The sequence below is a fragment of the Stagnimonas sp. FW305-C-60 genome (assembly GCF_058782965.1).
On record NZ_JBYSYF010000001.1, the window covers coordinates 99,311 to 121,731 of the forward strand.

At 66.5% G+C, this 22,421-nt stretch carries 25 protein-coding genes; 17 read left to right on the forward strand and 8 right to left on the reverse strand.

The window, feature by feature from the left end:
* Positions 1-7: 7 nt before the first annotated feature.
* The gene (minE, locus tag AC3WT6_RS00470) at positions 8-283 is read left to right on the forward strand and encodes a cell division topological specificity factor MinE (RefSeq protein ID WP_492651582.1); all 276 of its coding nucleotides are present in this window, start codon (positions 8-10) and stop codon (positions 281-283) included.
* A gap of 77 nt (positions 284-360) precedes the next feature.
* Here the strand turns inward: minE and AC3WT6_RS00475 are convergent, their stop codons facing one another.
* Positions 361-2,046 carry an AMP-binding protein gene (locus AC3WT6_RS00475; RefSeq protein WP_492651583.1) on the reverse strand — a complete coding sequence of 562 codons (1,686 nt, stop codon included), beginning with the start codon at positions 2,044-2,046 and terminating at the stop codon, positions 361-363.
* Positions 2,047-2,162: 116 nt separating this feature from the next.
* The gene (locus AC3WT6_RS00480; RefSeq protein WP_492651584.1) at positions 2,163-3,470 is read right to left on the reverse strand and encodes a YihY/virulence factor BrkB family protein; all 1,308 of its coding nucleotides are present in this window, start codon (positions 3,468-3,470) and stop codon (positions 2,163-2,165) included.
* Positions 3,471-3,665: 195 nt separating this feature from the next.
* Here AC3WT6_RS00480 and AC3WT6_RS00485 point away from each other — a divergent pair, with 195 nt between their 5' ends.
* Together AC3WT6_RS00485 and AC3WT6_RS00490 are read left to right on the forward strand one after the other, a co-directional pair.
* Positions 3,666-4,148: a hypothetical protein gene (locus tag AC3WT6_RS00485; RefSeq protein WP_492651585.1), complete on the forward strand. Its 483-nt coding sequence runs from the start codon at positions 3,666-3,668 to the stop codon at positions 4,146-4,148.
* Between the two features lie 167 nt (positions 4,149-4,315).
* Positions 4,316-4,579 (forward strand): hypothetical protein, encoded by a 264-nt coding sequence (locus AC3WT6_RS00490; RefSeq protein ID WP_492651586.1) that lies wholly within the window; start codon positions 4,316-4,318, stop codon positions 4,577-4,579.
* Positions 4,580-4,586: 7 nt separating this feature from the next.
* Here AC3WT6_RS00490 and AC3WT6_RS00495 read toward each other — a convergent pair whose 3' ends face one another.
* Genes AC3WT6_RS00495 through AC3WT6_RS00505 form a run of 3 tightly spaced genes read right to left on the reverse strand, consistent with a single transcriptional unit; the run spans position 4,587 to position 6,203 of the window.
* On the reverse strand, positions 4,587-4,934 hold the full coding sequence (locus AC3WT6_RS00495) for a DUF6489 family protein (RefSeq protein ID WP_492651587.1): 348 nt from the start codon (positions 4,932-4,934) through the stop codon (positions 4,587-4,589).
* 9 nt (positions 4,935-4,943) lie between these two features.
* Positions 4,944-5,315 carry an MAPEG family protein gene (locus AC3WT6_RS00500; protein WP_492651588.1) on the reverse strand — a complete coding sequence of 124 codons (372 nt, stop codon included), beginning with the start codon at positions 5,313-5,315 and terminating at the stop codon, positions 4,944-4,946.
* Positions 5,316-5,318: 3 nt separating this feature from the next.
* A complete protein-coding gene (locus AC3WT6_RS00505; RefSeq protein ID WP_492651589.1) occupies positions 5,319-6,203 on the reverse strand; it encodes a phosphoribosylaminoimidazolesuccinocarboxamide synthase in 885 nt (294 codons plus the stop codon).
* Between the two features lie 93 nt (positions 6,204-6,296).
* Between AC3WT6_RS00505 and rpe the strand changes: the two genes are divergently transcribed.
* Both rpe and trpE read left to right on the forward strand, forming a co-directional pair.
* A complete protein-coding gene (gene rpe / locus AC3WT6_RS00510) occupies positions 6,297-6,971 on the forward strand; it encodes a ribulose-phosphate 3-epimerase (protein WP_492651590.1) in 675 nt (224 codons plus the stop codon).
* Between the two features lie 126 nt (positions 6,972-7,097).
* Complete coding sequence (gene trpE, locus AC3WT6_RS00515; RefSeq protein ID WP_492651591.1) at positions 7,098-8,525, forward strand: anthranilate synthase component I; 1,428 nt, start codon at positions 7,098-7,100, stop codon at positions 8,523-8,525.
* Between the two features lie 81 nt (positions 8,526-8,606).
* Here the strand turns inward: trpE and AC3WT6_RS00520 are convergent, their stop codons facing one another.
* Complete coding sequence (locus tag AC3WT6_RS00520; RefSeq protein WP_492651592.1) at positions 8,607-9,932, reverse strand: MFS transporter; 1,326 nt, start codon at positions 9,930-9,932, stop codon at positions 8,607-8,609.
* 149 nt (positions 9,933-10,081) lie between these two features.
* On the opposite strand from AC3WT6_RS00520, the gene cyoA reads away from it, so the two are divergent.
* The 10 genes from cyoA (at position 10,082) to trpC (ending at position 19,556) form a co-directional block, all read left to right on the forward strand.
* Positions 10,082-11,167, forward strand: a complete 1,086-nt coding sequence (gene cyoA / locus AC3WT6_RS00525) for a ubiquinol oxidase subunit II (protein ID WP_492651593.1) — start codon at positions 10,082-10,084, stop codon at positions 11,165-11,167.
* Positions 11,168-11,189: 22 nt separating this feature from the next.
* Complete coding sequence (gene cyoB / locus AC3WT6_RS00530) at positions 11,190-13,208, forward strand: cytochrome o ubiquinol oxidase subunit I (protein ID WP_492651594.1); 2,019 nt, start codon at positions 11,190-11,192, stop codon at positions 13,206-13,208.
* A 3-nt stretch (positions 13,209-13,211) separates the two neighbouring features.
* Positions 13,212-13,841: a cytochrome o ubiquinol oxidase subunit III gene (gene cyoC / locus AC3WT6_RS00535; RefSeq protein ID WP_492651595.1), complete on the forward strand. Its 630-nt coding sequence runs from the start codon at positions 13,212-13,214 to the stop codon at positions 13,839-13,841.
* Complete coding sequence (gene cyoD, locus AC3WT6_RS00540; RefSeq protein ID WP_492651596.1) at positions 13,838-14,242, forward strand: cytochrome o ubiquinol oxidase subunit IV; 405 nt, start codon at positions 13,838-13,840, stop codon at positions 14,240-14,242. Before cyoC ends, cyoD begins: the two co-directional genes overlap by 4 nt.
* On the forward strand, positions 14,242-14,991 hold the full coding sequence (locus AC3WT6_RS00545; protein ID WP_492651597.1) for an SURF1 family protein: 750 nt from the start codon (positions 14,242-14,244) through the stop codon (positions 14,989-14,991). Before cyoD ends, AC3WT6_RS00545 begins: the two co-directional genes overlap by 1 nt.
* 53 nt (positions 14,992-15,044) lie before the next feature.
* The gene (locus tag AC3WT6_RS00550; RefSeq protein WP_492651598.1) at positions 15,045-16,391 is read left to right on the forward strand and encodes an ATP-binding protein; all 1,347 of its coding nucleotides are present in this window, start codon (positions 15,045-15,047) and stop codon (positions 16,389-16,391) included.
* Entirely contained in the window at positions 16,375-16,923 is a 549-nt protein-coding gene (locus AC3WT6_RS00555; protein WP_492651599.1) for a response regulator transcription factor, read from the forward strand. Before AC3WT6_RS00550 ends, AC3WT6_RS00555 begins: the two co-directional genes overlap by 17 nt.
* 208 nt (positions 16,924-17,131) lie before the next feature.
* A complete protein-coding gene (locus AC3WT6_RS00560; RefSeq protein ID WP_492651600.1) occupies positions 17,132-17,716 on the forward strand; it encodes an anthranilate synthase component II in 585 nt (194 codons plus the stop codon).
* Positions 17,713-18,753 carry an anthranilate phosphoribosyltransferase gene (trpD, locus tag AC3WT6_RS00565; RefSeq protein ID WP_492651601.1) on the forward strand — a complete coding sequence of 347 codons (1,041 nt, stop codon included), beginning with the start codon at positions 17,713-17,715 and terminating at the stop codon, positions 18,751-18,753. Before AC3WT6_RS00560 ends, trpD begins: the two co-directional genes overlap by 4 nt.
* A gap of 5 nt (positions 18,754-18,758) precedes the next feature.
* Entirely contained in the window at positions 18,759-19,556 is a 798-nt protein-coding gene (trpC, locus tag AC3WT6_RS00570; RefSeq protein WP_492651602.1) for an indole-3-glycerol phosphate synthase TrpC, read from the forward strand.
* Here trpC and crp read toward each other — a convergent pair.
* A complete protein-coding gene (gene crp, locus AC3WT6_RS00575) occupies positions 19,545-20,204 on the reverse strand; it encodes a cAMP-activated global transcriptional regulator CRP (RefSeq protein ID WP_492651603.1) in 660 nt (219 codons plus the stop codon). The two genes, trpC and crp, sit on opposite strands and share 12 nt — an antisense overlap.
* A gap of 103 nt (positions 20,205-20,307) precedes the next feature.
* Here crp and AC3WT6_RS00580 point away from each other — a divergent pair, with 103 nt between their 5' ends.
* Together AC3WT6_RS00580 and speD are read left to right on the forward strand one after the other, a co-directional pair.
* Positions 20,308-20,730, forward strand: coding sequence for an OsmC family protein (locus tag AC3WT6_RS00580; RefSeq protein WP_123210153.1), 423 nt, complete (start codon positions 20,308-20,310; stop codon positions 20,728-20,730).
* A gap of 170 nt (positions 20,731-20,900) precedes the next feature.
* Complete coding sequence (gene speD, locus AC3WT6_RS00585; protein ID WP_492652831.1) at positions 20,901-21,710, forward strand: adenosylmethionine decarboxylase; 810 nt, start codon at positions 20,901-20,903, stop codon at positions 21,708-21,710.
* A gap of 62 nt (positions 21,711-21,772) precedes the next feature.
* Here the strand turns inward: speD and coq7 are convergent, their stop codons facing one another.
* Positions 21,773-22,408 carry a 2-polyprenyl-3-methyl-6-methoxy-1,4-benzoquinone monooxygenase gene (gene coq7, locus AC3WT6_RS00590; protein WP_492651604.1) on the reverse strand — a complete coding sequence of 212 codons (636 nt, stop codon included), beginning with the start codon at positions 22,406-22,408 and terminating at the stop codon, positions 21,773-21,775.
* Between the last annotated feature and the right edge of the window lie 13 nt (positions 22,409-22,421).

A 22,421-nucleotide genomic window follows, 5' to 3' on the forward strand; every position in this document is an offset into this window, starting at 1 on the left:
CATGGCCATGGACTTGATGAGTTTCTTCCGCGCCAAGAAGCCGGCCACCGCGCAGCTGGCCCGTGACCGGCTGATGGTCGCGGTGGCCTGGCAGCGCGACAACGATGGCCGGCGCAACGCCGGCCCCAGCTATCTGCCGCAGCTGCGCGAGGAGCTGCTGGCGGTGGTGCGCAAGTACGTGCAGGTCGCCGACGGCGCGGTGCAGGTGAACGTGCAGCGCGAGGACGGCCTGGAAGTGCTGGAGATGAACATCGCGCTGCCGGACGCCAAGACCGGCGCCTGACACAGCCGCGACAACCCGCACAAAAAAAGCCCTCGCATGCGAGGGCTTTTTTCTTGCTGCTTAGAGCAAGGTCGCCGCTACTTGCCGCGCAACTCCTTGCGCAGGATCTTGCCGACATTGCTCTTCGGCAGCGCCTCGATGAACTCGAAGGCCTTGGGCACCTTGTAACCGGTGAGCAACTCCTTGCAGTGTTCGCGTAGCGCCTCGGCACTCACCGCGGGGTCTTTCTTGACCACGAACACCTTCACGGCCTCGCCGGTTTTGGCGTCGGACATGCCGATGCAGGCACATTCGAGCACGCCGGCATGGCGGGCGACGACATCCTCGATTTCGTTGGGATACACATTGAAACCGCTGACCAGGATCATGTCCTTCTTGCGATCAACGATCTTGAAGTAGCCGCGCTCGTCCATCACCGCGACGTCGCCGGTCTTCAGATAGCCATCCGGCGTGAACACCTTGGCGTTCTCGTCCGGCTTGTTCCAATAACCGCGCATCACCTGCGGCCCCTTCACGCACAGCTCGCCTGGCATGCCAACCGGCACCGGCTGATGATCGTCGTCACGCAGGCTGACATCGGTGGAAGGCAGCGGCAGGCCGATGGTGCCGTTCCAGTCCGGCTGGTGCAGCGGCCCGAAGCAGACGCCCGGCGAGGTCTCCGAAAGACCATAGCCCTCGGTCAGGCCACGGCCGGTCACTTCGCGCCAGCGAGTCGCGACCGCCTGCTGCACGGCGGCACCGCCACCCACGGTGAACTTGAGCGACGAGAAGTCGATCTCGGCGAAGCCCGGCGTATTGAGCAGGCCGTTGAACAAGGTGTTGACGCCGGTGAAGGCGGTGAAGCGGTGCTTGCCCAGTTCCTTGACGAAACCAGGCATGTCGCGCGGATTGGTGATCAGTACGTTCTTGCCGCCGACGCTCAGGAACAGCAGGCAGTTCACGGTCAGCGCAAACACGTGGTACAGCGGCAGCGCGGTAACCACCAGATCTTCGCCCTCGACCAGATGGCCGCCCATCCAGGCGCGCATCTGCATGAGGTTGGAAATGATGTTGCCATGGGTCAGCGTCGCGCCTTTGGAGAGGCCGGTGGTGCCGCCGGTGTACTGCAGGAAGGCGACATCCTCGTGGCCCAAGGCCACTCGATGCATGGGCTGCGCCTTGCCGCGCGCCAGCGCGGTGCGAAAGGGAACCGCGCCCGGGATGCTCCAGGCCGGCACCATCTTCTTCACGCGCTTGACCACGAAGTTGGTGATCAGGCTCTTGGGGAAGCCGGCCATGTCGCCGACCTGGGTGGTGATCACCCTCTCGATCGGCGTGCGGGCGATGACCTCCTGCAGCGTGGTGCAGAAGTTCTCGACGATGACGATGCCGCGGGCACCGGCATCCTTGAGCTGATGCTCCAGTTCGCGCGGGGTGTAGAGCGGGTTGACGTTCACCACCACCATGCCGGCACGCAGGATGCCGAAAATGGCCACCGGGTACTGCAGCAGGTTGGGCATCATCACCGCCACGCGGTCGCCCTTGTGGAAGCCCAGCACGTTCTGCAGATAGCTGGCGAAATCCTGCGACAGCCGGTCGACATCGTCGTAGCTGAGCTGGTCGCCCATGCACTCGTAGGCGGTGCGCGAGCGGAACTTCTCGCAGCTCCGCTCGATCAGATCCGCCACCGAGCCGAACGTCGATGGGTCAATCTCCACCGGCACATCGCTGCCGTACTCGTTCAGCCAGACCTTCTCCGCCTCGGCGGCTCCTCGCTTTGCCATGTTGCTCCCCGTGTACGGGCGTTAGTAAAGAAACTCGTCAGCCCGGCACTGCCAGGGCTTGCGCGGGGTAGTCGGGCCACCCGCCGTGATTGCGCGGCATTATTAGGAAAATCCGCTTACCGCGCCAGCGCTTCCGTGTTCTGGGCCTGCACCCAATCACGCAGGCTCAGCGCGCCGACCGCGGCGGCGGCGGCCTCGGCTTGCTGTAGCCATTGCGCCGCCGGCCGCAGACCTTCGCCGCCAGAGGGGGCTGCTCCGCGCAGCAGGCACCAGAGGCTGTGCAAGCTGATGCTGCCCGGATCGCGGGCCGGCACCCAGCGATTGCCGGTCTCGGCCAGCACACCGGCCAGCACCAGCGGTTCGGCCAGCAACGGCAGAGTCTGTTCGGAAACCCCCAGCAGCCGCGACAAGCGCTCCGGAGAAACCGGCGGCTCGCCTGCGACGAAGGCACGCGCCACGGCGGCGACCAGCGCCAGCGAGGCCTGTTCGCGAGCGCGCGAGCCCTGGGGAGCACAGTCGGCGAACGGGCCAAAGCGCTGCGGACACTGCGCGAAATAGGCGACCTGACAGCCACAGAGCAGGATCAGCCAGCCCATATAGAGCCAGATCAGCACGAAGATGACGATGGCAAAGCCTGAGTAGATGGCGTTGTAGTTGGTAGCGCCGGCGACGAAGGCGGCGAAGGCATAGCTGGCGCTTTGCCACATCAGCCCGGCGAACAGCCCGCCCGCGAAGGCCGGCCGTATCGCCACCCGGGTGTTGGGGATGAAGGCGTAGAGAAAGGTGAACATGCCTACCATCAGCGCATAGGGCAGCAGCACAGAAACCAGGTACAGCAGAAAACCAAAGCCGGGAATCTGCGCCAGCCAGGCCATGACCTGATTGTTGAGCAGGCTGGCGGTCACGCCCAGCGCCGCGAACACCATCACCGGCCCCACCATCAGCACCGCCAGGTATTCACCAAAGCGCTGCGACAGCCCGCGCACCCGCTCGACGTGCCAGATGTGGTTGAAGGCCTCTTCCACCTTCTGGATCAGCGACATCGCCGAGTAAAGCAGGAGCGCCACGCCCAGCGAGCCAAGCACGCCGACCTTGATGTTCTCGACGAAGCGGATGACGTTGCCCGCTACCTCGCGGGCCTGCTCCGGGCCCAGGCCCTTGAGCGACTCCAGCAGGAAGGGCTCCAGGCTGTTGTGCACACCCAGGGCCTTCAGCAGTGAAAAACCCAGCGCCAGCAGCGGCGTCAGCGACAGCAGGGTGGTGTAGACCAGGCTCATCGCCCGCAAGGACAGCTGCCCCTGCCAGAGCACTTCCAGCAGCGCATCGGCACCACGCAAGATCGCCAGCCCCTGACGCTCCAGACGCGTGCGGGGCTGGATGCGCCAGAGCTTCAGGCGCAGGGACTGCAATCGGTCGGCGATCATCAACGCATCCTAGCCGATGCCGGCAGCGCACTTAAGTGCCTGATCTTTTGCACGAACTGGCCACGACGAACGGCGCTTGACAGGGTCTGGGGGCGAAAATATGATGCGCTGCAACAAATGCTGCATTGCAACACGGCAGCGCGCGGTCCCAGTTTCATTCCTTCTATCTAAAACCATTTGCTTGGAGTTAACTCAATGGACGTCCAGTCACTGATCACCGAAGTCACCGGCCGCGCCGAGAAGATCGCCGCGCAGGGCCAGGAAGTTGCCACCATCGGCTTCGACACCCTGAAGACCGCCAACGGCATCGTCGTCGAGACCGTGCAGACCCTGGCCAAGACCAATGGCGATGCCGCCGTTGCCCTGTTCGGCGAAGCCAAGACCAGCTTCGAGAAGGCCAGCAAGGCCGGCGTGCAGGCGGTGATCGCCGACCCGGTGGCCTACCTGCCCGCCACCACCCCGGCGGTCGAAGCCTTCAACGCCTCGCTGAAGACCCTGGGCGCCACCCGCGTCGAGCTGGTCAAGACCTTTGAAGGCGGCTACAGCAACATCAAGGCCAGCATCAACGGCAAGCCGGCGGTGAAGAAGGTGGTCAAGGCTGCCGCCAAGAAGACCGAAGCCGCCGCCAAGACCACCGTGAAGACGGTCAAGGCTGCCGCCAAGAAGGCGAAGGCCTAAATCAGAAAGCCATCTCGTCGGAGGCTTCCCCTCCCTTGGTCGCCGATGAGAGACGCTCCGCAGGGCCGGCTTACCCCGGCCCTGTTTTGTTTTTGCAGCCCTTGCCTGCTCCACCGAATCCCACCCGGAACCCACCAGGGAGACCGGCATTTGCAGGAGTCGGATCAATGAACCCGAAACACACACTGATCACCGCTCGCCAGAGCTTGAGCCTGCTGGCGGAGCACGAAACCAATGCCCTGGGCGACCACTTGCAGGCGCTCAACCGCCGCCTGGCCGTCGCCCGCAAGGCGCGCTCGCTGGGCGAATTGCTGCGCGACCAGATCGACTTGCTGCCCGACACCCGGGCGCGCCTCAACCGCGACCACGACCGACGCCGCCAGCTGCTGTCCGGCCTGAGCCAGGAATTGCGCCGCTCGGTGAGCCGCTAGGGGCTCCCTAGCCAGCGGTCTTGGCGGCGCGCCGCCGACGCGGCTTCGTCTTGCTCACCGGCGCCGTGGGCTTGCCGCGCGTCTTGCGCGGTGGTGGTGACACCGGAGGCTCGGGCTCGGTCACCCGCACTTTCACACTCGACAGCAGACGCTGCACGGCCGCCGAGCCGGTGTCCTTCAGTGAGCCCAGATTGTCACGCACGAATTCGGCGGCGGGGCTCAGGTTCTCACTGGCCTGCCCCATCTTGTCGCGCAGGAAGGCGACGATGTCCTCCTGCAGTCCGGCCACGTCCGGCAGGCCAAGGAAGCGGCGCAGCTCTTCCGGCTTGACGTCAATCTCGACCTTGATCTGCATGAGCGACTCCTAGGCAGCGGAAACGAAAAGGGCGACGACACAGGCGCTGGCGACTATCCACAGCATCGAGCGCAGGGCCGCCAGATCCGCCAGATAGCAGGCCCCGTAGAGCAGGCGGCAGGCCACCCAGGCCAGCGCCAGGGCATCGGCCCGGGCATTGGCGCCGAGCACCAGATGATTGACGATCACCGCCGCCGCGAACGCCGGAAAGGCCTCGAAGCTGTTGAGCTGCACCCAGTGCGCGCGCTGCCGCCAACCCTGCAAGCCCTGCAGATATTCGCGCGGATTGGCGTTGTCGTAGCGCCGGCTCGCCTTCGCGGCCAGGGTGTAGGGAAACGGCAGGAAGGCCGCCAGCAGCACACACCAGAGCGCGGGCGTCATGGGTTAGGCCGTCAGCAGCCGCATGGCTTCGCGGTACTTGGCGGCGGTCTTTTCCACCACCTCGTCGGGCAGATCGGGGCCGGGCGCCTTCTTGTCCCAGTCCAGCTTTTCCAGATAGTCGCGCACGAACTGCTTGTCGAAACTGGGCGGGCTGGTGCCCGGCTGCCAGGTGCTCGCCGGCCAGAAGCGCGAGGAATCGGGGGTGAGTACCTCGTCGATCAGATGCACTCGTCCGTTCTCGTCGGTGCCGAATTCGAACTTGGTGTCGGCGATCAGGATGCCGCGCCGGGCAGCGAATTCCGCGGCCTGCCGGTAGATGGTCAGCGTGTAGTGCTTGAGCTGAGCGGCGAGATCGGCGCCCACCAGCTCGACTACGCGGGCGTAGTCGATGTTCTCGTCGTGCTGGCCGGCCGGCGCCTTCCAGGCCGGAGTGAAGATCGGCTCCGGCAGTTGATCGGCCTGGCGCAGGCCGCGCGGCAGGCTGATGCCGCAGACCGCGCCGGTGGCCTGGTAGTCCTTCCAGCCGGAACCGATCAAGTAACCGCGCGCCACGCATTCCACCGGCAAGGCCTTGAGCTTCTTGACGATCACCGCACGGCCTTCGCATTCGGCCAGCTCGCGCGGCGTGAGCCAGTCTTCCAGGCGCATCTCCGGCGCCATCTGGTTGGGCAACAGGCCAGCGAAGCGCTGCATCCAGAAGGTGGTCAGCGTGGTCAGCACCTCGCCCTTGCCGGGGATGGGCCGCGGCAGGATCACGTCGAAGGCGGACAACCGGTCGGTGGTCACCAGCAACATGTGCTTGTCGCCGACCGCATAGATGTCGCGCACCTTGCCGGCGTGGATCTTGGGCAGGCTGGTGATGGTGGAGGTGTGCAGGGGCGCGGTCATTCGGATACGGGTCTTAAGGAGTGCGGAATCGGGCGATTGTCGGTGCTAAGCGCCCTGCCGCCAAGCGCGGGGCGAACTTTGGGATAATGCGCCATGGCCAAGCTCTCTCCCGTCATCGCTCCCTCCATCCTCTCCGCCGACCTCGCCCGCCTGGGTGAGGACGTGCAGCGCGTCCTCGGCGACGGCGCCGACTGGGTGCATTTCGACGTGATGGACAACCACTACGTCCCCAACCTCACCTTCGGGCCGGCGATCGCCGAAGCCCTGCGCAAGTACGGCGTCAAGGCACCGCTGGACGTGCACCTGATGGTGGAGCCGGTCGATGCGCTGGCGCAGTCTTTCGCCAAGGCCGGCGCCAGTCTCATTAGCTTCCACCCGGAAGCCACCCGTCACATCGACCGCAGTCTGCAAGCGATCAAGGCCGCCGGCTGCCTGAGCGGCCTGGTGTTCAACCCGGCGACGCCGCTGGACTGCCTCAAGCACGTGCTCGACAAGGTCGATCTGGTGCTGATCATGTCGGTCAACCCCGGTTTCGGCGGCCAGAGCTTCATCCCCGAGGCGCTCAACAAGCTGCGCGCGGCGCGCGCGCTGATCGACGCCAGCGGCCGCGAGATCCGCCTGGAGATCGACGGCGGCGTGAAGATCGACAACATCCGCGAGATCGCCGCCGCCGGCGCCGACACCTTCGTCGCCGGTTCGGCGATTTTCGGCGCTGGCGACTACGCTGCTACCATCCGCGCCATGCGTGAAGAGATCGCCAAGGCCTGAACATGAACCCGCGCCCGCCCCCGCGTGCCGCGCGCCTTTGCTGGCGATGGTGAACCTGCGTCCGATCTCCGACTGATCCGATCCGCCCGTTCACCGCGCGCCAATCTGCGCGCCGCCCAGAGAAACATGCCTACCCAACACCTGATCGCCCTCACCCGGGAACTGCCCGGCGACCTCGACACGCCGGTCGGCGCCTACCTCAAGCTCGCCAACGAGCCCTACAGCTACCTGCTGGAATCCATGCAGGGCGGCGAGCAATGGGGCCGCTACTCCTTCATCGGGCTCGCCTGCCGCGAAGTGATCCGCGTCTACAACCGCCGGGTCAGCATCCAGCGCGACGGCGAGACGGTGTTCGAGGACGAGGTCGCTGATCCACTCACCTTCATCCGCGAGCAGGTCGCTTCTGTACGCGCACCGCTGCCCGGTGCGCTGCGCTTCACCGGCGGCTGGGTCGGCTACTTCGGCTTCGAGACCGTGCGCTATGTCGAGCCCAAGCTCGACCACGACCTGCCCGACCCGGTCGGCACGCCGGACATCCTGCTGATGCGCTCCGACGAGGTGGTGGTATTCGACACCCTGCGCGCCAGCATCACCCTGGTGGTCCATGTAGCCGACAGCGCCGAGGCGCGCGCCGCCGGCGAACGCCGGCTCGACCAGTTGCAGGCGCGTCTGGCCACGCCGCTGCTCGCCAGCCGGGCGCCGGTGAACGGACCGGCCGAAGAGTTGCCCTTTGTCTCGACCATGGGCGAGGCCGCGTTCAAGGCCGCCGTGCAACGGATCAAGGACTACACCGCCGCCGGCGATGTGATGCAGGTGGTGCCGGCGCACCGGCTGTCGGCGCCGTTTTCCACCGATCCGGTGCAGCTCTACCGCGCCATCCGCCGCCTCAACCCCTCGCCCTATCTCTACTGCCTCAATCTCGGCGACCACCAGGTGGTCGGATCGAGCCCGGAGATCCTGGTGCGGGTGCAGGACGGCCTCGCCACCGTGCGCCCCATCGCCGGCACCCGCAAGCGCGGCGCCACGCCGGAGCAGGACCGCGCGCTGGAAGCCGAGCTGCTCGCCGACCCCAAGGAGATCGCCGAGCACCTGATGCTGATCGACCTCGGTCGCAACGACGTCGGCCGCGTCGCCGAGACCGGCAGCGTCAAGCTCACCGACAAGATGGCGATCGAGCGCTACAGCCACGTCATGCACATCGTCAGCAATGTCACCGGCCAGCTGAAAGCCAGCGTCGACGCGCTCGACGCGCTGGCGGCGACCTTCCCGGCCGGCACGCTCAGCGGCGCCCCCAAGGTGCGGGCAATGGAGATCATCCAGGAGCTCGAACCGCACAAGCGCGGCATCTACGGCGGCGCGGTCGGCTATCTCGGCTGGTGCGGCAACATGGACATGGCCATCGCCATCCGCACCGCAGTGATCAAGGACGGCCAGATCCACATCCAGGCCGGCGCCGGCGTGGTCGCCGACTCCGATCCGCAATCGGAATGGGAAGAGACCATGAACAAGGCGCGGGCGATGATGCGCGCCGCGGCGCAGGCGGCCTCAACCTAGACACCGCTGCTTGCCTCCCCTAGGCAAGTAGGGGAGGTGGGCCGAAGCTGCCGGAGGGGCTCGCGAACTCGGCCCCGACCACTAGTCGTCGCGCATTTCCAGGTTGCGGTTGATGCCCAGCGCCAGCAGGGTGCCGACCGCGCCGGAGAGCAGGTAGAGCCCGACATAGCCGACGCCGTAGTGGGCGGCGATGAACAAGGCCACCAGCGGCGCGAAAGCCGCACCCACCAGCCAGGCGAGATCGGAGGTCACCACCGCGCCGCTGTAGCGGTAGCGGCTGGGGAAGGTGGAGTTGATCGCGCCCGCCGCCTGCGCGTGCGAGAAGCCCAGCAGTACGAAACCGCCGAGCACGAACAGCAGGGCGCCAAGCACGCTGCCGTGCAGGAAGGCCGGCAGCAGGCCGGCCAGGCTGAACAGCGCGATCAGCCCGGCGCCGACCGCCAGCGTCGCGCGCCGGCCGATGCGGTCGGCGATCTGGCCGGAGAGCAGCATGCTGACCATGCACAGCACCGCGCCGAACATCTGCACGATCAGGCAGTCGATCACCGACTGATCGCTGAACAGCGTCACCCAGGACAAGGGGAACACGGTGACCAAGTGGAACAGCGCGAAGCTGGCCAGCGGCGCGAAGGCGCCGAGCAGGATGCTGGCGCGCTGCGTGCGGAACAGATCCGCCAGCGGCGAGGGCTCCAGCTCGCGGGTCTGGAGCAGGGCGGTGAACTCCGGCGTCACCACCAGCCGCAGGCGGGCAAACAGCGCCACCACGTTGATGGCGAAGGCCACGCAGAAGGGATAGCGCCAGCCCCATTCCAGGAAGTCCTTGGGCGACAGCGCCGAGATCAAATAGGCGAACAGGCCGGCGGCGATGAAGAAGCCGATCGGGCCACCGAGCTGAGGGATCATCGCGTACCAGCCGCGGCGGTTCTCCGGCGCATTGAGCGCCAGCAGCGAAGGCAGGCCGTCCCAGCTACCGGCGATGCCGACGCCCTGCGCCATGCGGAACAGGCCGAGCAGCAGGATCGAGTACTCGCCCAGCGTCGCGTAGCCGGGCAGGAAGGCGATGCCGGCGGTGGCGGTGCCGAGGATGAACAGCGCCACGGTCAGCCGCGTGCCGCGCCCATAGCGGGTGTGCAGCACCCGGAACAGCAGCGAACCCAGCGGGCGGGCGACGAAGGCCAGGGAGAACACCGCGAAGGCGTAGAAGGTGCCGGTCTGGGCGTCCACGAAGGGAAAGAACACCGAGGGGAACACCAGCACGGCGGCGATGCCGAACACGAAGAAGTCGAACATCTCCGACAGCCGGCCGATGACCACGCCGATGGCGATCTCGCCGGGCGCGACACGGTGATCCGCTCCGTGAACGGCAGAGCCCGGAACATCCAGGTTGTGCGAGGCGGCGGTGGACATGGGAACGTACCGGTTACCGGAGGAGGCTGGCGGCATTTTAGGGCCAGCACCACGGCGGCAGGCGGGGTGGGACAAAACGTCCAATCGCGCCGCGCAGATCCGGCGCCTAAAGTCCCCGGCGGAGCCTCTCCGAGCGCCTGAATTCCGCCATGTCCGCCCGCATCCCCTACAGCCTCCTGCTGCTGCCGCTGACCTTCCTGCTCGCTGGCTGCGACGCGGTGGTGATGTCGCCCTCCGGCGATATCGCCATGCAGCAGCGCGACCTGATCGTCGTCTCCACCGTGCTGATGCTGCTGATCGTGGTGCCAGTGATGCTGCTCACCGGCTTCTTCGCCTGGCACTACCGCCAGTCCAACAAGAAGGCGGCCTACGAACCCGAATGGCATCACTCCACGCAGTTGGAACTGGTGATCTGGTCGGCGCCGCTGCTGATCATCATCGCGCTCGGCGCGGTGACGTGGATCACTACCCACACCCTCGACCCCTACCGCAAGCTCGACCGCCTGGACGCCAGCCGGCCGATCCCGGCGGATGTGCAGCCGCTGAAGGTGCAGGTGGTGGCGCTGGACTGGAAGTGGCTGTTCATCTACCCCGACTACGGCGTCGCCAGCGTCAACGAGATGGCGGCACCGGTGGACGTGCCGATCGAGTTCCAGATCACCGCCTCGACGGTGATGAACGCCTTCTACGTGCCGGCGCTGGCCGGAATGATCTACGCCATGCCGGGCATGCAGACCCAGCTCCACGCCGTCATCAACAAGGCCGGCGACTATGAGGGCTTTTCCGCCAACTACAGCGGCGCCGGCTTCTCGCACATGCGCTTCACCTTCAAGGGTCTGGACGGGGCCGGCTTCGACCAGTGGGTCGCCGGCGTGCGCTCCAGCCCGACCACGCTCGGCCGCGAGGAATACCAGAAGCTGGAGCGGCCCAGCGAGCGCGAGCCGGTGCGTCACTACGGCCAGACCATGGCCGGCCTCTACGACGCCATCCTCAACCTCTGCGTCGAGCCGACCAAGATGTGCATGCGCGACATGATGGCCATCGACGCCAAGGGTGGCCTCGGCCTTGCCGGCGTCTACAACCTGTCGCGCCTGAGCTACGACGCCGAGCGCCGGCGCGGCAGCCTGCCGCAACCGCCCGCCGAATACGTCACCGCGCTATGCGCGGTTGCCCCCGAGGTCATGCTGTCGCCGGCCGCGCCGCCGAGCTACGGCCTGAGCCGCCTCGCTCCCTGATTCCTGAAGCGCCGAGACGACCATGCAAACCCCGACGCCAGAACGCTCCGAGCTGATGCAGACCCTGTTTGGTCGCCTGAGCCTGGACGCCATCCCCTACCACGAGCCGATCCTGATCGGCACCTTCGCGGCCACTGCCCTGCTGGGCCTTGCAGTGATCGCCTGGATCACCCGGGCGCGCGCCTGGGGCTGGCTGTGGCGCGACTGGTTCTGCTCGATCGACCACAAGAAGATCGGCGTGATGTACATGATCCTGGCGCTGGTGATGCTGCTGCGCGGCTTCGCCGACGCGATCATGATGCGCCTGCAGCAGGCGATGGCCTTCGGCGACGCCATGGGCTACCTGCCACCTCACCACTACGACCAGATCTTCACCGCCCATGGCGTGATCATGATCTTCTTCGTGGCCATGCCCTTCGTCACCGGCCTGATGAACTACGTGGTGCCGCTGCAGATCGGCGCCCGCGACGTGGCCTTTCCCTTCCTCAACAACTTCAGCTTCTGGATGACCGTGGTCGGCGCGGTGCTGGTGATGACCTCGCTGTTCATCGGCGAGTTCTCCACCGCCGGCTGGCTGGCCTACCCACCGCTATCGGGAGCGGACTACAGCCCCGGCGTGGGCATGGACTACTACATCTGGGCATTACAGATCGCCGGTGTCGGCACCCTGCTGTCGGGCGTCAACCTGATCGTCACCATCGTCAAGATGCGCGCGCCGGGCATGACGCTGATGAAGATGCCGGTGTTCACCTGGACCTCGCTGTGCACCAACGTGCTGATCGTCGCCGCCTTCCCGGTGCTGACGGCGGTGCTGGTGCTGCTGTCGCTGGACCGCTACGCCGACACCAACTTCTTCACGAATGACTTCGGCGGCAACCCGATGATGTACGTGAACCTGATCTGGATCTGGGGCCACCCGGAGGTCTACATCCTGATCCTGCCGCTGTTCGGCGTGTTCTCCGAGGTGGTCTCCACCTTCAGCGGCAAACGCCTGTTCGGCTACACCTCAATGGTCTACGCGACGGTGGTCATCACCATCCTCTCCTACCTGGTGTGGCTGCACCACTTCTTCACCATGGGCTCCGGGGCGAGCGTCAACTCCTTCTTCGGCATCACCACCATGATCATCTCCATACCCACCGGGGCGAAGATGTTCAACTGGCTGTTCACCATGTACCGCGGCCGCATCCGCTTCGAGCTGCCGATGCTGTGGACCATGGGCTTCATGTTCACCTTCGTCATCGGCGGCATGACCGGTGTGCTGCTGGCGGTGCCACCGGCCGATTTCGTGCTGCACAACTCGCTGTTCCTGATCGCGCACTTCCACAACGTCATCATCGGCGGCGTGGTGTTCGGGGTGTTCGCCGGCATCAGCTACTGGTTCCCGAAGGTGTTCGGCTATCACCTCGACAAGTTCTGGGGCAAGGTCAGCTTCTGGTGCTGGCAGATCGGCTTCCTGTTCGCCTTCATGCCGCTCTACGTGCTGGGCCTGATGGGCGTCACCCGCCGCGTCAGCCACTTCGAGGACGCGAGCCTGCAACCCTGGTTCATCACCGCCGCCTTCGGCGCGGTGCTGATCGGTGCCGGCATCCTCGCCTCGCTGATCCAGTTCTACGTCAGCTACAAGCGCCGTGCGTCGCTGCGCGTGGTGGGTGGCGACCCCTGGAATGCCCGCACGCTGGAGTGGTCCACTTCCTCCCCGCCGCCGGAATACAACTTTGCCTTCACGCCGCGCGTGCACGAGGTCGACGCCTGGTGGGACATGAAGCGCAACGGCTACGTGCGCCCCACCAGCGGTTTCCTGGCGATCCACATGCCCAAGGGCACAGCGGCCGGGATCACCCTGGCGGGCATCAGCCTGGTGTTCGGCTTCGCGATGATCTGGCACATCTGGTGGCTCGCGGGGTTGTCCTTCGCCGGTCTGATCGGTGCGGCGATCAGCCACAGCTTCAACTACGACCGTGACTACCACATCCCCGCGGATGAGGTGACTCGCACCGAAGATGCCCATGCCCGCGAACTCGCGGCCCAGGAGGCCTGATCCATGAGCGCCACCGCACACGCGCCGGCGCTGGCCGGCGACGCCAGCCGTTTCTACCTCAAGGAAGAGCACCACCCGCAGAACGGGACCCTGCTCGGCTTCTGGCTGTACCTGATGAGCGACTGCCTCGTCTTCGCCGTGCTGTTCGCGATGTACGGCGTGGTCGGCCACAACTACGCCGCCGGCCCGGCACCAAAGGATCTGTTCGATCTCGAACTTGTCGCGCTCAACACCGCGATGCTGCTGTTCTCCTCGATCACCTACGGCTTCGCGATGCTGGAGATGGCGCGCAATCGCAAGCGCGCGACGCTGATCTGGCTGGCGATCACCGGCCTGTTCGGCCTCGCCTTCCTCGGCATCGAGCTGTACGAGTTCCACCACTTGATCCACGAAGGGGCGGGACCGCAGCGCAGCGCCTTTCTGTCGGCCTTCTTCACCCTGGTCGGCACCCACGGCCTGCACGTCAGCTTCGGCATTGTCTGGCTGGTGGTGCTGATGGCGCAGGTCAGGAAGCACGGCCTGACGGTGGTCAATCGCCGCCGCCTGTCCTGCCTGTCGCTGTTCTGGCATTTCCTCGACGTCATCTGGATCGGCGTCTTCACCTACGTCTACCTGATGGGAGTGCTCCGATGAGCTCCGTGAACGCCCAGCCCCACCACGAAGCCCTGGTCCACGGCCACGACGAGCACCACGACGACGGCGCCGCCCATGGCAGCTTCAAGAGCTACATGATCGGCTTCCTGCTGTCGGTGGTGCTGACCGCGATCCCGTTCTGGCTGGTGATGGGCGAGGTGCTGCCCAGCAAGCTGGCCACCACCGCGATCATCCTCGCCTTCGCGCTGGTGCAGATCATCGTGCACATGGTGTTCTTCCTGCACATGAACACCAGCTCCGAGGGCGGCTGGAACATGCTGGCGCTGATCTTCACCCTGGTGCTGGTGGTCATCACCCTCGCCGGCTCGCTGTGGGTCATGTTCCACATGAACGCCAACATGATGCCGGCCTCGGTGCACGAAATGCGCAACCTGCCCTGATGTCCGGCGACGGCCACGGCAGGCCGCTCCCGGCGGGGCCACTGGCGCTGCTGGTGCTGCTCGCCGTCGCCGCCTTCCTCGGCCTGCTGGCCCTGGGGCAATGGCAGCTCGAACGCCGGGTCTGGAAGCTGGACCTCATCGAGCGGGTCCAGCGGCAACTGGCGGCGGCACCGGTGCCGGCGCCCACGCCGGCCGACTGGCCCGGCCTGACTCGGCAGGACGAATACCGCCGCGTCGAGATCGAGGGCGAGTTCCTGCACGAGCGCGAAACCTGCACCCTGGCGGTGACCGTGCGTGGCCCCGGCTGCTGGGTGCTGACGCCACTGCGTACCCCGACGGGCTGTGTGGTTTTGATCAACCGCGGCTATGTCGACGCCGAGCACCGCGATCCCGCGACCCGGCCGGAAGGCCAGTCTCCGGGCCAGATGCGCTTGACCGGACTGCTGCGCCTGAGCGAACCCGGCGGCGGCTTCCTGCGCAAGAACGTCCCGGCCGAGAATCGCTGGTATTCGCGCGATGTCGCCGCCATTGCCGACGCCCGGGGATTGCGGGACACGCCCATCGCCCCCTATTTCATCGACGCGGAAGCCTCGGTCGCCGGCGGTCCTGTCGGTGGCCTGACGGTGCTGAATTTCCGCAACAGCCATCTGGTCTACGCGCTGACCTGGTACGGACTCGCAGCCCTCGTGCTGGGGGGCCTTGGACTGCTGCTGCGGCAGGAATGGCGCCTGCGCCGACGCCAGGCTTGAGTCCGCGAAGCCAGCCCAGGGGCGCTCGCGGCATCGCTGCTAGGATGCGCGCCATGTCCACGGCCCGGCCTTCCTCCCGCCGCTTCTCGCTGCTCGATTCGCTAGGCGAGACCGCCAGTCAGCAGAACGCGATACTGCTGATCCAGTTGCGCTGGCTGGCGGTGTTCGGCCAGGCCTGCACCATCGTCTTCAGCACCCTGCAATTCGGCCTGGAGTTGCCGATGCCGCCGATGTTCGCGGTGATCGGCGGCCTGGTGCTGCTCAACCTGTTCAGCATGCTGCGGCCTCGCCAGGCCGGCGAGGTGCGCAACGGCGACCTGATGCTGGGCCTGATGCTCGACATCAGCGCCCTCACCGCCCTGCTCTACTTCAGTGGCGGCGCCACCAACCCCTTCGTCTTTCTCTACCTGCTGCAATTGACGCTGGCGGCGATCCTGCTCGAAGCCCGGTCGACCTGGCTGCTGGTCGGCTATGCCTGCCTGTGCTTCGCACTGCTGACCCGGTTCTACGTTCCCCTGAATCTCGCCAGCAGCGATCCCGGCCGTCTGTTCCAACTACATGTCTACGGCATGCTGGTCTGCTTCGTGCTCGACGTGCTGCTGCTGGTGCTGTTCCTCGGCCGCATCAACGCCAATCTGCGCCGCCGCGACGCCGGCCTCGCCGACCTGCGCCAGCAGGCAGCGGAGGAAGACCACATCGTGCGCATGGGCCTGCTCGCCTCCGGCGCGGCCCACGAACTGGGCACGCCACTGGCCACCCTGGCGGTGATCCTCGGCGACTGGCGCCACCTGCCGGAGTTCCGCGACCACCCGGAGCGTCTGCAGGAGCTGGAGGAGATGAACACCGCGCTGCAGCGCTGCAAGAGCATCGTCAGCGGCATCCTGCTCTCCGCCGGCGAGGCGCGCGGCGAGGCGGTGAGTCTGACCACCGTCGCCGGCTTTCTCGACGAGCTGGTCGCCGAGTGGCGGCGTCTGCATCCGCAGGTCCCCTTCGATTACCGACTCGTGGAGCCCCTGGACGCGACGGCCTGCCGGCGCACGCCCATCGTCTCCGATTCGGCGCTGCGACAGGTCATCTTCAGCGTGCTGGAAAACGCCCGCGAAGCCTCGCCGTCGGGCATCGGGCTGACCGTGCGCTGCATCAACGACTGGCTGAGCCTGACGGTGGCGGACCAGGGCCCTGGCTTCCCGCCGGAGATGCTGGCCAACCTCGGCAAGCCCTACCAGTCCAGCAAGGGACGCGCCGGCGGCGGGCTGGGGCTGTTCCTGGTCGTCAATGTGCTGCGCAAGCTCGGCGGCCGGGTCCACGCCATCAACGTTCCAGGCGGCGGTGCGGAAGTGAGCCTGGAACTGCCGCTGGCCTCGCTGCAACTGGGAGACGGTGATGAACACCGCGGATGAGGCTCGCCGGCTGCTGATCGTCGAGGATGACGAGGCCTTCGCCCGCACCCTGCGGCGCTCCTTCGAGCGTCGTGGCTACCTGGTCAGCAGCGCCGCCAGCCTGGAGGCGGTGACCGCCCTGCTGCCTACCGCCAGACCGACCCACGCGGTCGTCGATCTCAAACTCGGCGGCGAGTCGGGCCTGACCGTGGTCCGTCACCTCCACGAGCAGGATCCCGACCTGCTGATCGTGGTGCTCACCGGCTTCGCCAGCATCGCCACCGCGGTGGAGGCGATCAAGCTGGGGGCCTGCAACTACCTGGTGAAGCCGGCCAACACCGACGACATCGAAGCGGCCTTCGGCGGAGAGTCACTGCCAGAGCCGGCGGAAACGCCGGTGACCGCCCGCGCCACTTCGATCAAGACCCTGGAGATGGAGCGCATCCACGAGGTACTGGCGGAGACCGGCTTCAACATCTCGGAAACCGCCCGCCGCCTGGGCATGCACCGCCGCACCCTGGCCCGCAAACTGGCCAAGCGCTGGGTGCCCTGAAGCCGGCATATCCCGCGCAGCATGCCGGGTGCGTATCCCCGACCGGCGCTGATCGGTAAAATCGCCGACTTCGCCCCTCCCGGCACCGAGCATTCCATCATGGATCGTTGGCGTCACTGAAACGGCCTCACCGGCGTCCCGCACTCGGGGACGCCCCCATCGGCGCGGCAGCGCGCCCACCGTTTCACTACTACCGATTGGGACCCACATGCTCCTGATGATCGACAACTACGACTCCTTCACCTACAACCTCGTGCAGTACTTCGGCGAGCTCGGGGCGGAGGTCCAGGTACACCGCAACGACCAGATCACGGTCGACGCGGTGGCCGCGCTCAAGCCCAGCCAGATCGTGCTCTCGCCCGGCCCCTGCACGCCCAATGAGGCGGGCATCTGCCTGGAGCTGATCGAGCGCCTGCAGGGGCAGTTCCCCATCCTCGGCGTCTGCCTGGGTCACCAGAGCATCGGCCAGGCCTTCGGCGGCACCGTGAGGCGCGCACGGCAGGTGATGCACGGCAAGACCTCGCCGGTGTACCACGCCGGCCAGGGGGTGTTCACCGGCCTGCCCTCACCGTTCACCGCAACGCGCTACCACTCGCTGATCGTCGATACCGTCGGCCTGCCCGACTGCTTCGAGATCACCGCCTGGACCCAGCACGAAGACGGCACCATCGACGAGATCATGGGCCTGCGCCACAAGACCCTGGCGATCGAGGGCGTGCAGTTTCACCCCGAGTCGATCCTGACCGAGCACGGCCACGCGATGCTCAAGAATTTCCTGGACCAGCACCCATGAGCCTGACTCCGCAGGAAGCGCTGCAACGCGCCATCGAGCACCGCGAGATCTTCCAGGACGAGATGGTGGAGCTGTTCCGCGCGATCATGCGCGGCGAGGTCTCGCCGGTGATGACCGCCGCCATCCTCACCGGCCTCAGGGTGAAGAAGGAAACCGTCGGCGAGATCACCGCCGCTGCCCTGGTGATGCGCGAGTTCGCGTTGAAGGTGCCCTACCAGGCCAGCCCCGGCGAGGCGCTGCTCGACATCGTCGGCACCGGCGGTGACGGCGCCCACAGCTTCAACATCTCCACTGCCTCGATGTTCGTGGCCGCCGCCGCCGGCGCCACCATCGCCAAGCACGGCAACCGCAGCGTGTCCTCGAAGTCCGGCAGCGCCGACGTGCTCGAAGCCCTGGGCGCGGCCATCGACCTGCAACCGGCGCAGGTGGCGGAAAGCCTGGCGGCGACCGGCATCGGCTTCATGTTCGCGCCCAATCATCATCCGGCGATGAAGGCGGTGGCGGCAGTGCGCAAGGAGATGGGCGTGCGCACCATGTTCAACATCCTCGGGCCGCTGACCAATCCCGCTGACGCGCCGAACATCCTGATGGGCGTGTTCCATGCCGACCTGGTCGGCATCCAGGTGCGTGTGCTGCAGCGCCTGGGCGCTAGGCGCGCCCTGGTGGTCTGGGGCAAGGATGGCCTGGACGAGATCACCCTCGGCGGCTCGACCCTGGTCGGCGAGCTGCGCGACGGCGTGGTGCGCGAATACGAGATTCATCCGGAGGACTACGGCATCGCCATGTCCGCCACCCGCAACCTGGCGGTGGCCGACGCCGCCGCCTCGAAGGCGCTGCTGCTGGCCGCGCTCGACAACAGCCCCGGCGTGGCGCGCGAGATCGTCGCGCTCAACGCCGGTGCCGCGCTCTACGCCGCCGGGGTCGCCAGCGACATCGCCGACGGCATCGCCCGCGCCCGGGCGGTGCTGGCCAGCGGCGCCGCGCGCGCCAAGCTGGACGCCTTCGTCGCCGGCACCCGCAAGATCAAGGGCCTGTAGCCGCCATGAGCGACATCCTCGACAAGATTCTCGCCACCAAGCACGAAGAAATCGCGCGCCTGCGCAAGCGCTATTCGCTGGCGGCGCTGGACGCATTGGGCGCGGAGCAGTCGGCCCCGCGCGGCTTCATTGCCGCTCTCGCCGCCAAGGTCGCCGCCGGCGAGGCCGGGGTGATCGCCGAGATCAAGAAGGCCAGCCCCAGCAAGGGTCTGATCCGCGCCGATTTCGACCCGGCCTGGATCGCGCGCGAATACGCCGCCGGTGGCGCCGCCTGCCTGTCGGTGCTCACCGACGAGCAGTACTTCCAGGGCCACAATGCCTTTCTGGTGCAGGCGCGCGCCGCCTGTGCGCTGCCGGCGATCCGCAAGGATTTTCTGATCGCCCCCCTGCAGATCGCCGAAGCGCGCGCCATCGGCGCCGACTGCGTGCTGCTGATCGTTGCCGCGCTGAGCATCCGCCAGCTGGAAGACCTGGCGGCCGAGGCCAGCGGCCGCGGGATGGACGTGCTGATCGAGATCCACGACGGCGCCGAGCTGGACGTGGTGCTGGGCGCCAGACTGCCCGCCAACTGCCTGCTGGGCATCAACAACCGCAATCTCCGCACCTTCGCGGTGGGCCTGGAAACTACCCTGGACCTGCTGCCCCGCCTGCCGGCGGGCATGGACGTGGTTACCGAGTCCGGCATCGCCAGCAATGCCGATGTGCGACGCATGCGCGCCGCGGGCGTGCAGCGCTTCCTGGTCGGTGAATCGCTGATGCGCCAGGACTCCCCCGGCGCGGCCCTGAAGGCCCTAACGGCCTAGCCGCGCGGGGCGCACCGGATTGGTGGTCTGCACGCCCAGAACCACGATGCTGCGGCCCTGGACGGTGACCGTGCCATCGTCCTGCAGCTTCTTCAGCACCCGGCCGGCCATCTCGCGCGAGCAGCCGACGATGCGCGCCAGTTCCTGGCGGCTGATCCGCACCAGAGTGCCCTTGGCATGCGGCTGGGCGTCGGGCTGACGACAGAGGTTGAGAATCTCGTGGGCGACCCGCCCCTGCACATCGAGAAAGGCCAGGTCGCTGAGCCTTTGCGTGGTAGCGCGCAGGCGCCTAGCCAGCTGCCCGGCCAGCTCCAGGAGAATCTCCGGCTGCTCGCGGATGAAGCGGCGGAAGGCCTCGAAGCCGATCTCGGCGATCAGCGCATGGCTGCGGGTGCGGACCTCGGCGCTGCGGGTCTTCTGCTCGGGGAACAGGCACATCTCGCCGAAGAACTCGCCAGGATTCAGGTAGGCCAGCACCATCTCCCGCTCCTCGTCGTCATGCACCGAGACGCTCACCGAACCCTCGAGGATCAGGTACACCGTCTGCGGCTCGTCACCCGCGTGGATGATGGCGTTCTTGGGCGGGTAGGAGCGTTTGGTGGCCTGAGCGATAAAGGCCTGGAAAGCCGGCTTGTCGAACATGAGCATCCCGGAAAACTAGTGCGGTCGGAGACCCGACTTCCTTGCATTTTCGCGACCATACCATAGCTTCTAGGGCCTACCGGAGGCCCCGGTTACCTGAGGAACCAACGTGCAGGCACGCATCAAGTGGGTGGAAAACATGGCCTTTGTCGCCGAGAGCGGCTCCGGTCACGCGGTGGTGATCGACGGCCCGCCGGAAATCGGCGGCCGCAACCTGGGCGCGCGGCCCATGGAGCTGCTGCTGATGGGCGTCGGCGCCTGCTCCAGCGTCGATGTGGTGATGATTCTGAAAAAGGCCCGGCAGCCGGTCAGCGACTGCTATTGCGAGCTCAACGCCGAGCGCGCCGAAACCGAGCCGAAAGTGTTCACCAGCATCCATTTGCGCTTCGTGGTCAGCGGCAGCGGCCTGAATCCCGCACAAGTCGAGCGGGCGGTGAAGCTTTCCGCCGAGAAATACTGCTCGGCCAGCATCATGCTCGCCAATGCTGGCGTGAAGATCAGCCACGATTTCGAGATTCGCGAGCCTTCCTGAGGCTTTCGTCGAGGTCCGCCCATTGGCGTCATGAAAGCTTCACGCGCAAAGGGCGGAAATTTGGGGGATAATAGTGTTCTCCGCCACCCAAAGGCGGAGCCTGTCCCCGCGCTTAGAACCGCGGGGATTTTCGTTTGCCGCCTTCACGGGGGATTACCGCCTTGGCCAAGATCAAACCCACCAGCAATCCCAAGCTGAAGCTGCTTGGTTTCAACAACCTGACCAAGACGCTGTCGTTCAACATCTACGACATCTGCTATGCCCGCACCCGCGAGCACCAGCAGGAATACGTCGAGTACATCGACGAGGCCTACAACGCCGAGCGCCTGACCGCGATCCTCACCGAAGTGGCGCACATCATCGGCGCCAACATCCTCAACGTCGCCCGCCAGGACTACGATCCGCAGGGCGCCTCGGTGACCATGCTGATCTCGGAAGGCCACCTCGACGGCCTGCCGACGCCGGTTCCGAACGCGGCGCCGACCAGCAAGAAGAAGAGCGTGGTCAGCCATCTGGACAAGAGCCACATCACCGTCCACACCTATCCGGAAAACCACCCGGACGCCGGCATTTCCACCTTTCGCGCCGACATCGACGTCTCCACCTGCGGCAAGATCAGCCCGCTGAAGGCGCTCAACTACCTGATCAAGTCCTTCGAGAGCGACATCGTGGTGATGGACTACCGGGTGCGCGGCTTCACCCGCAACGTGCGTGGCATGAAGCACTTCATCGACCACAACGTCGACTCGATCCAGAACTTCATCGCCCGCGACGTCAAGGACAAGTACGACATGGTCGACGTCAACGTCTACCAGGAGAACCTGTTCCACACCAAGATGAAGCTCAAGGAGCTGGACCTCGACACCTATCTGTTCGGCGAGGGTGTGAGCGAGTTGCCGCCGCGCGAGGCCAAGCGCATCCGCGATCGCGTCAACCACGAGATCATGGAAATCTTCTACGGCAAGAACATCCAGGCCTGAGGGCCTACCGGCCGCAAAGCAGAAGCCGCCTCCAGGGCGGCTTTTTTGCGCCTGGGGCGCGGCTAGAAGCGCGTTGCCCCGAACTTCATCACCCCGGCCACCGCCCGCATCAGGCCACGCACCGGCGCCGGTGGCAGCGCGCCGCCGGCGGCCAGGGCTTCGGCACCGTGGCGCTCCTCGTCGGTCTTCATCGCCTGCACCACCGCGCGCGAGGCGCGGTCCGCTTCCGGCAGCCGTTGCAGGTGGTCTTGCAGGTGTGCGCTCACCTGGCGCTCGGTCTCGGCGACAAAGCCCAGGCTCTTGCGGTCGCCGCTCAAGCCCGCCAGCGCGCCGATGGCCACCGAGCCGGCGTACCAGAACGGCGACAGCCGGCTGGGGTGGTCCTGCAACTGCTGGAGCCGCTCGGCGCACCATTGCAGATGGTCCTGCTCCTCGCGGGCGGCGTCGAGCAGGTGCCGGCGCAGCTCCGGATCGCGCGCCACCAGCGCCTGGCCGTGGTACAGGCCCTGGGCAGCGACTTCGCCGGCATGGTTGATCCGCATCAGGCTGGCGGCGGCCTGCCGCTCGCTGTCGGAGAGCGGCGCCGAGGGAGCCGAGGGCAGCGGCCGTGCCGCGGCCGGGCTCAAGGCGCGCAGGCCGTCGGCAAAGCGCTGGATCAGGCGGTCGGCGGGGGAATAATGGCGAGTGGATTCGGTCATACAGCAGCAGCCC

Excerpts from the sequence above, each read along its gene's own strand:
- minE (WP_492651582.1), top strand. The coding sequence starts at position 8 with ATGGACTTGATGAGTTTCTTCCGCGCCAAGAAGCCGGCCACCGCGCAG.
- AC3WT6_RS00505 (WP_492651589.1), bottom strand. The coding sequence starts at position 6,203 with ATGACCGCGCCCCTGCACACCTCCACCATCACCAGCCTGCCCAAGATC.
- trpE (WP_492651591.1), top strand. The coding sequence starts at position 7,098 with ATGCCTACCCAACACCTGATCGCCCTCACCCGGGAACTGCCCGGCGAC.
- AC3WT6_RS00475 (WP_492651583.1), bottom strand. The coding sequence starts at position 2,046 with ATGGCAAAGCGAGGAGCCGCCGAGGCGGAGAAGGTCTGGCTGAACGAG.
- AC3WT6_RS00500 (WP_492651588.1), bottom strand. The coding sequence starts at position 5,315 with ATGACGCCCGCGCTCTGGTGTGTGCTGCTGGCGGCCTTCCTGCCGTTT.
- AC3WT6_RS00545 (WP_492651597.1), top strand. The coding sequence starts at position 14,242 with ATGTCCGGCGACGGCCACGGCAGGCCGCTCCCGGCGGGGCCACTGGCG.
- AC3WT6_RS00485 (WP_492651585.1), top strand. The coding sequence starts at position 3,666 with ATGGACGTCCAGTCACTGATCACCGAAGTCACCGGCCGCGCCGAGAAG.
- trpC (WP_492651602.1), top strand. The coding sequence starts at position 18,759 with ATGAGCGACATCCTCGACAAGATTCTCGCCACCAAGCACGAAGAAATC.
- AC3WT6_RS00520 (WP_492651592.1), bottom strand. The coding sequence starts at position 9,932 with ATGTCCACCGCCGCCTCGCACAACCTGGATGTTCCGGGCTCTGCCGTT.
- AC3WT6_RS00480 (WP_492651584.1), bottom strand. The coding sequence starts at position 3,470 with ATGATCGCCGACCGATTGCAGTCCCTGCGCCTGAAGCTCTGGCGCATC.
- crp (WP_492651603.1), bottom strand. The coding sequence starts at position 20,204 with ATGCTCATGTTCGACAAGCCGGCTTTCCAGGCCTTTATCGCTCAGGCC.
- rpe (WP_492651590.1), top strand. The coding sequence starts at position 6,297 with ATGGCCAAGCTCTCTCCCGTCATCGCTCCCTCCATCCTCTCCGCCGAC.
- AC3WT6_RS00550 (WP_492651598.1), top strand. The coding sequence starts at position 15,045 with ATGTCCACGGCCCGGCCTTCCTCCCGCCGCTTCTCGCTGCTCGATTCG.
- AC3WT6_RS00495 (WP_492651587.1), bottom strand. The coding sequence starts at position 4,934 with ATGCAGATCAAGGTCGAGATTGACGTCAAGCCGGAAGAGCTGCGCCGC.
- cyoC (WP_492651595.1), top strand. The coding sequence starts at position 13,212 with ATGAGCGCCACCGCACACGCGCCGGCGCTGGCCGGCGACGCCAGCCGT.
- AC3WT6_RS00490 (WP_492651586.1), top strand. The coding sequence starts at position 4,316 with ATGAACCCGAAACACACACTGATCACCGCTCGCCAGAGCTTGAGCCTG.
- AC3WT6_RS00555 (WP_492651599.1), top strand. The coding sequence starts at position 16,375 with ATGAACACCGCGGATGAGGCTCGCCGGCTGCTGATCGTCGAGGATGAC.
- cyoA (WP_492651593.1), top strand. The coding sequence starts at position 10,082 with ATGTCCGCCCGCATCCCCTACAGCCTCCTGCTGCTGCCGCTGACCTTC.
- AC3WT6_RS00560 (WP_492651600.1), top strand. The coding sequence starts at position 17,132 with ATGCTCCTGATGATCGACAACTACGACTCCTTCACCTACAACCTCGTG.
- cyoB (WP_492651594.1), top strand. The coding sequence starts at position 11,190 with ATGCAAACCCCGACGCCAGAACGCTCCGAGCTGATGCAGACCCTGTTT.
- cyoD (WP_492651596.1), top strand. The coding sequence starts at position 13,838 with ATGAGCTCCGTGAACGCCCAGCCCCACCACGAAGCCCTGGTCCACGGC.
- trpD (WP_492651601.1), top strand. The coding sequence starts at position 17,713 with ATGAGCCTGACTCCGCAGGAAGCGCTGCAACGCGCCATCGAGCACCGC.
- coq7 (WP_492651604.1), bottom strand. The coding sequence starts at position 22,408 with ATGACCGAATCCACTCGCCATTATTCCCCCGCCGACCGCCTGATCCAG.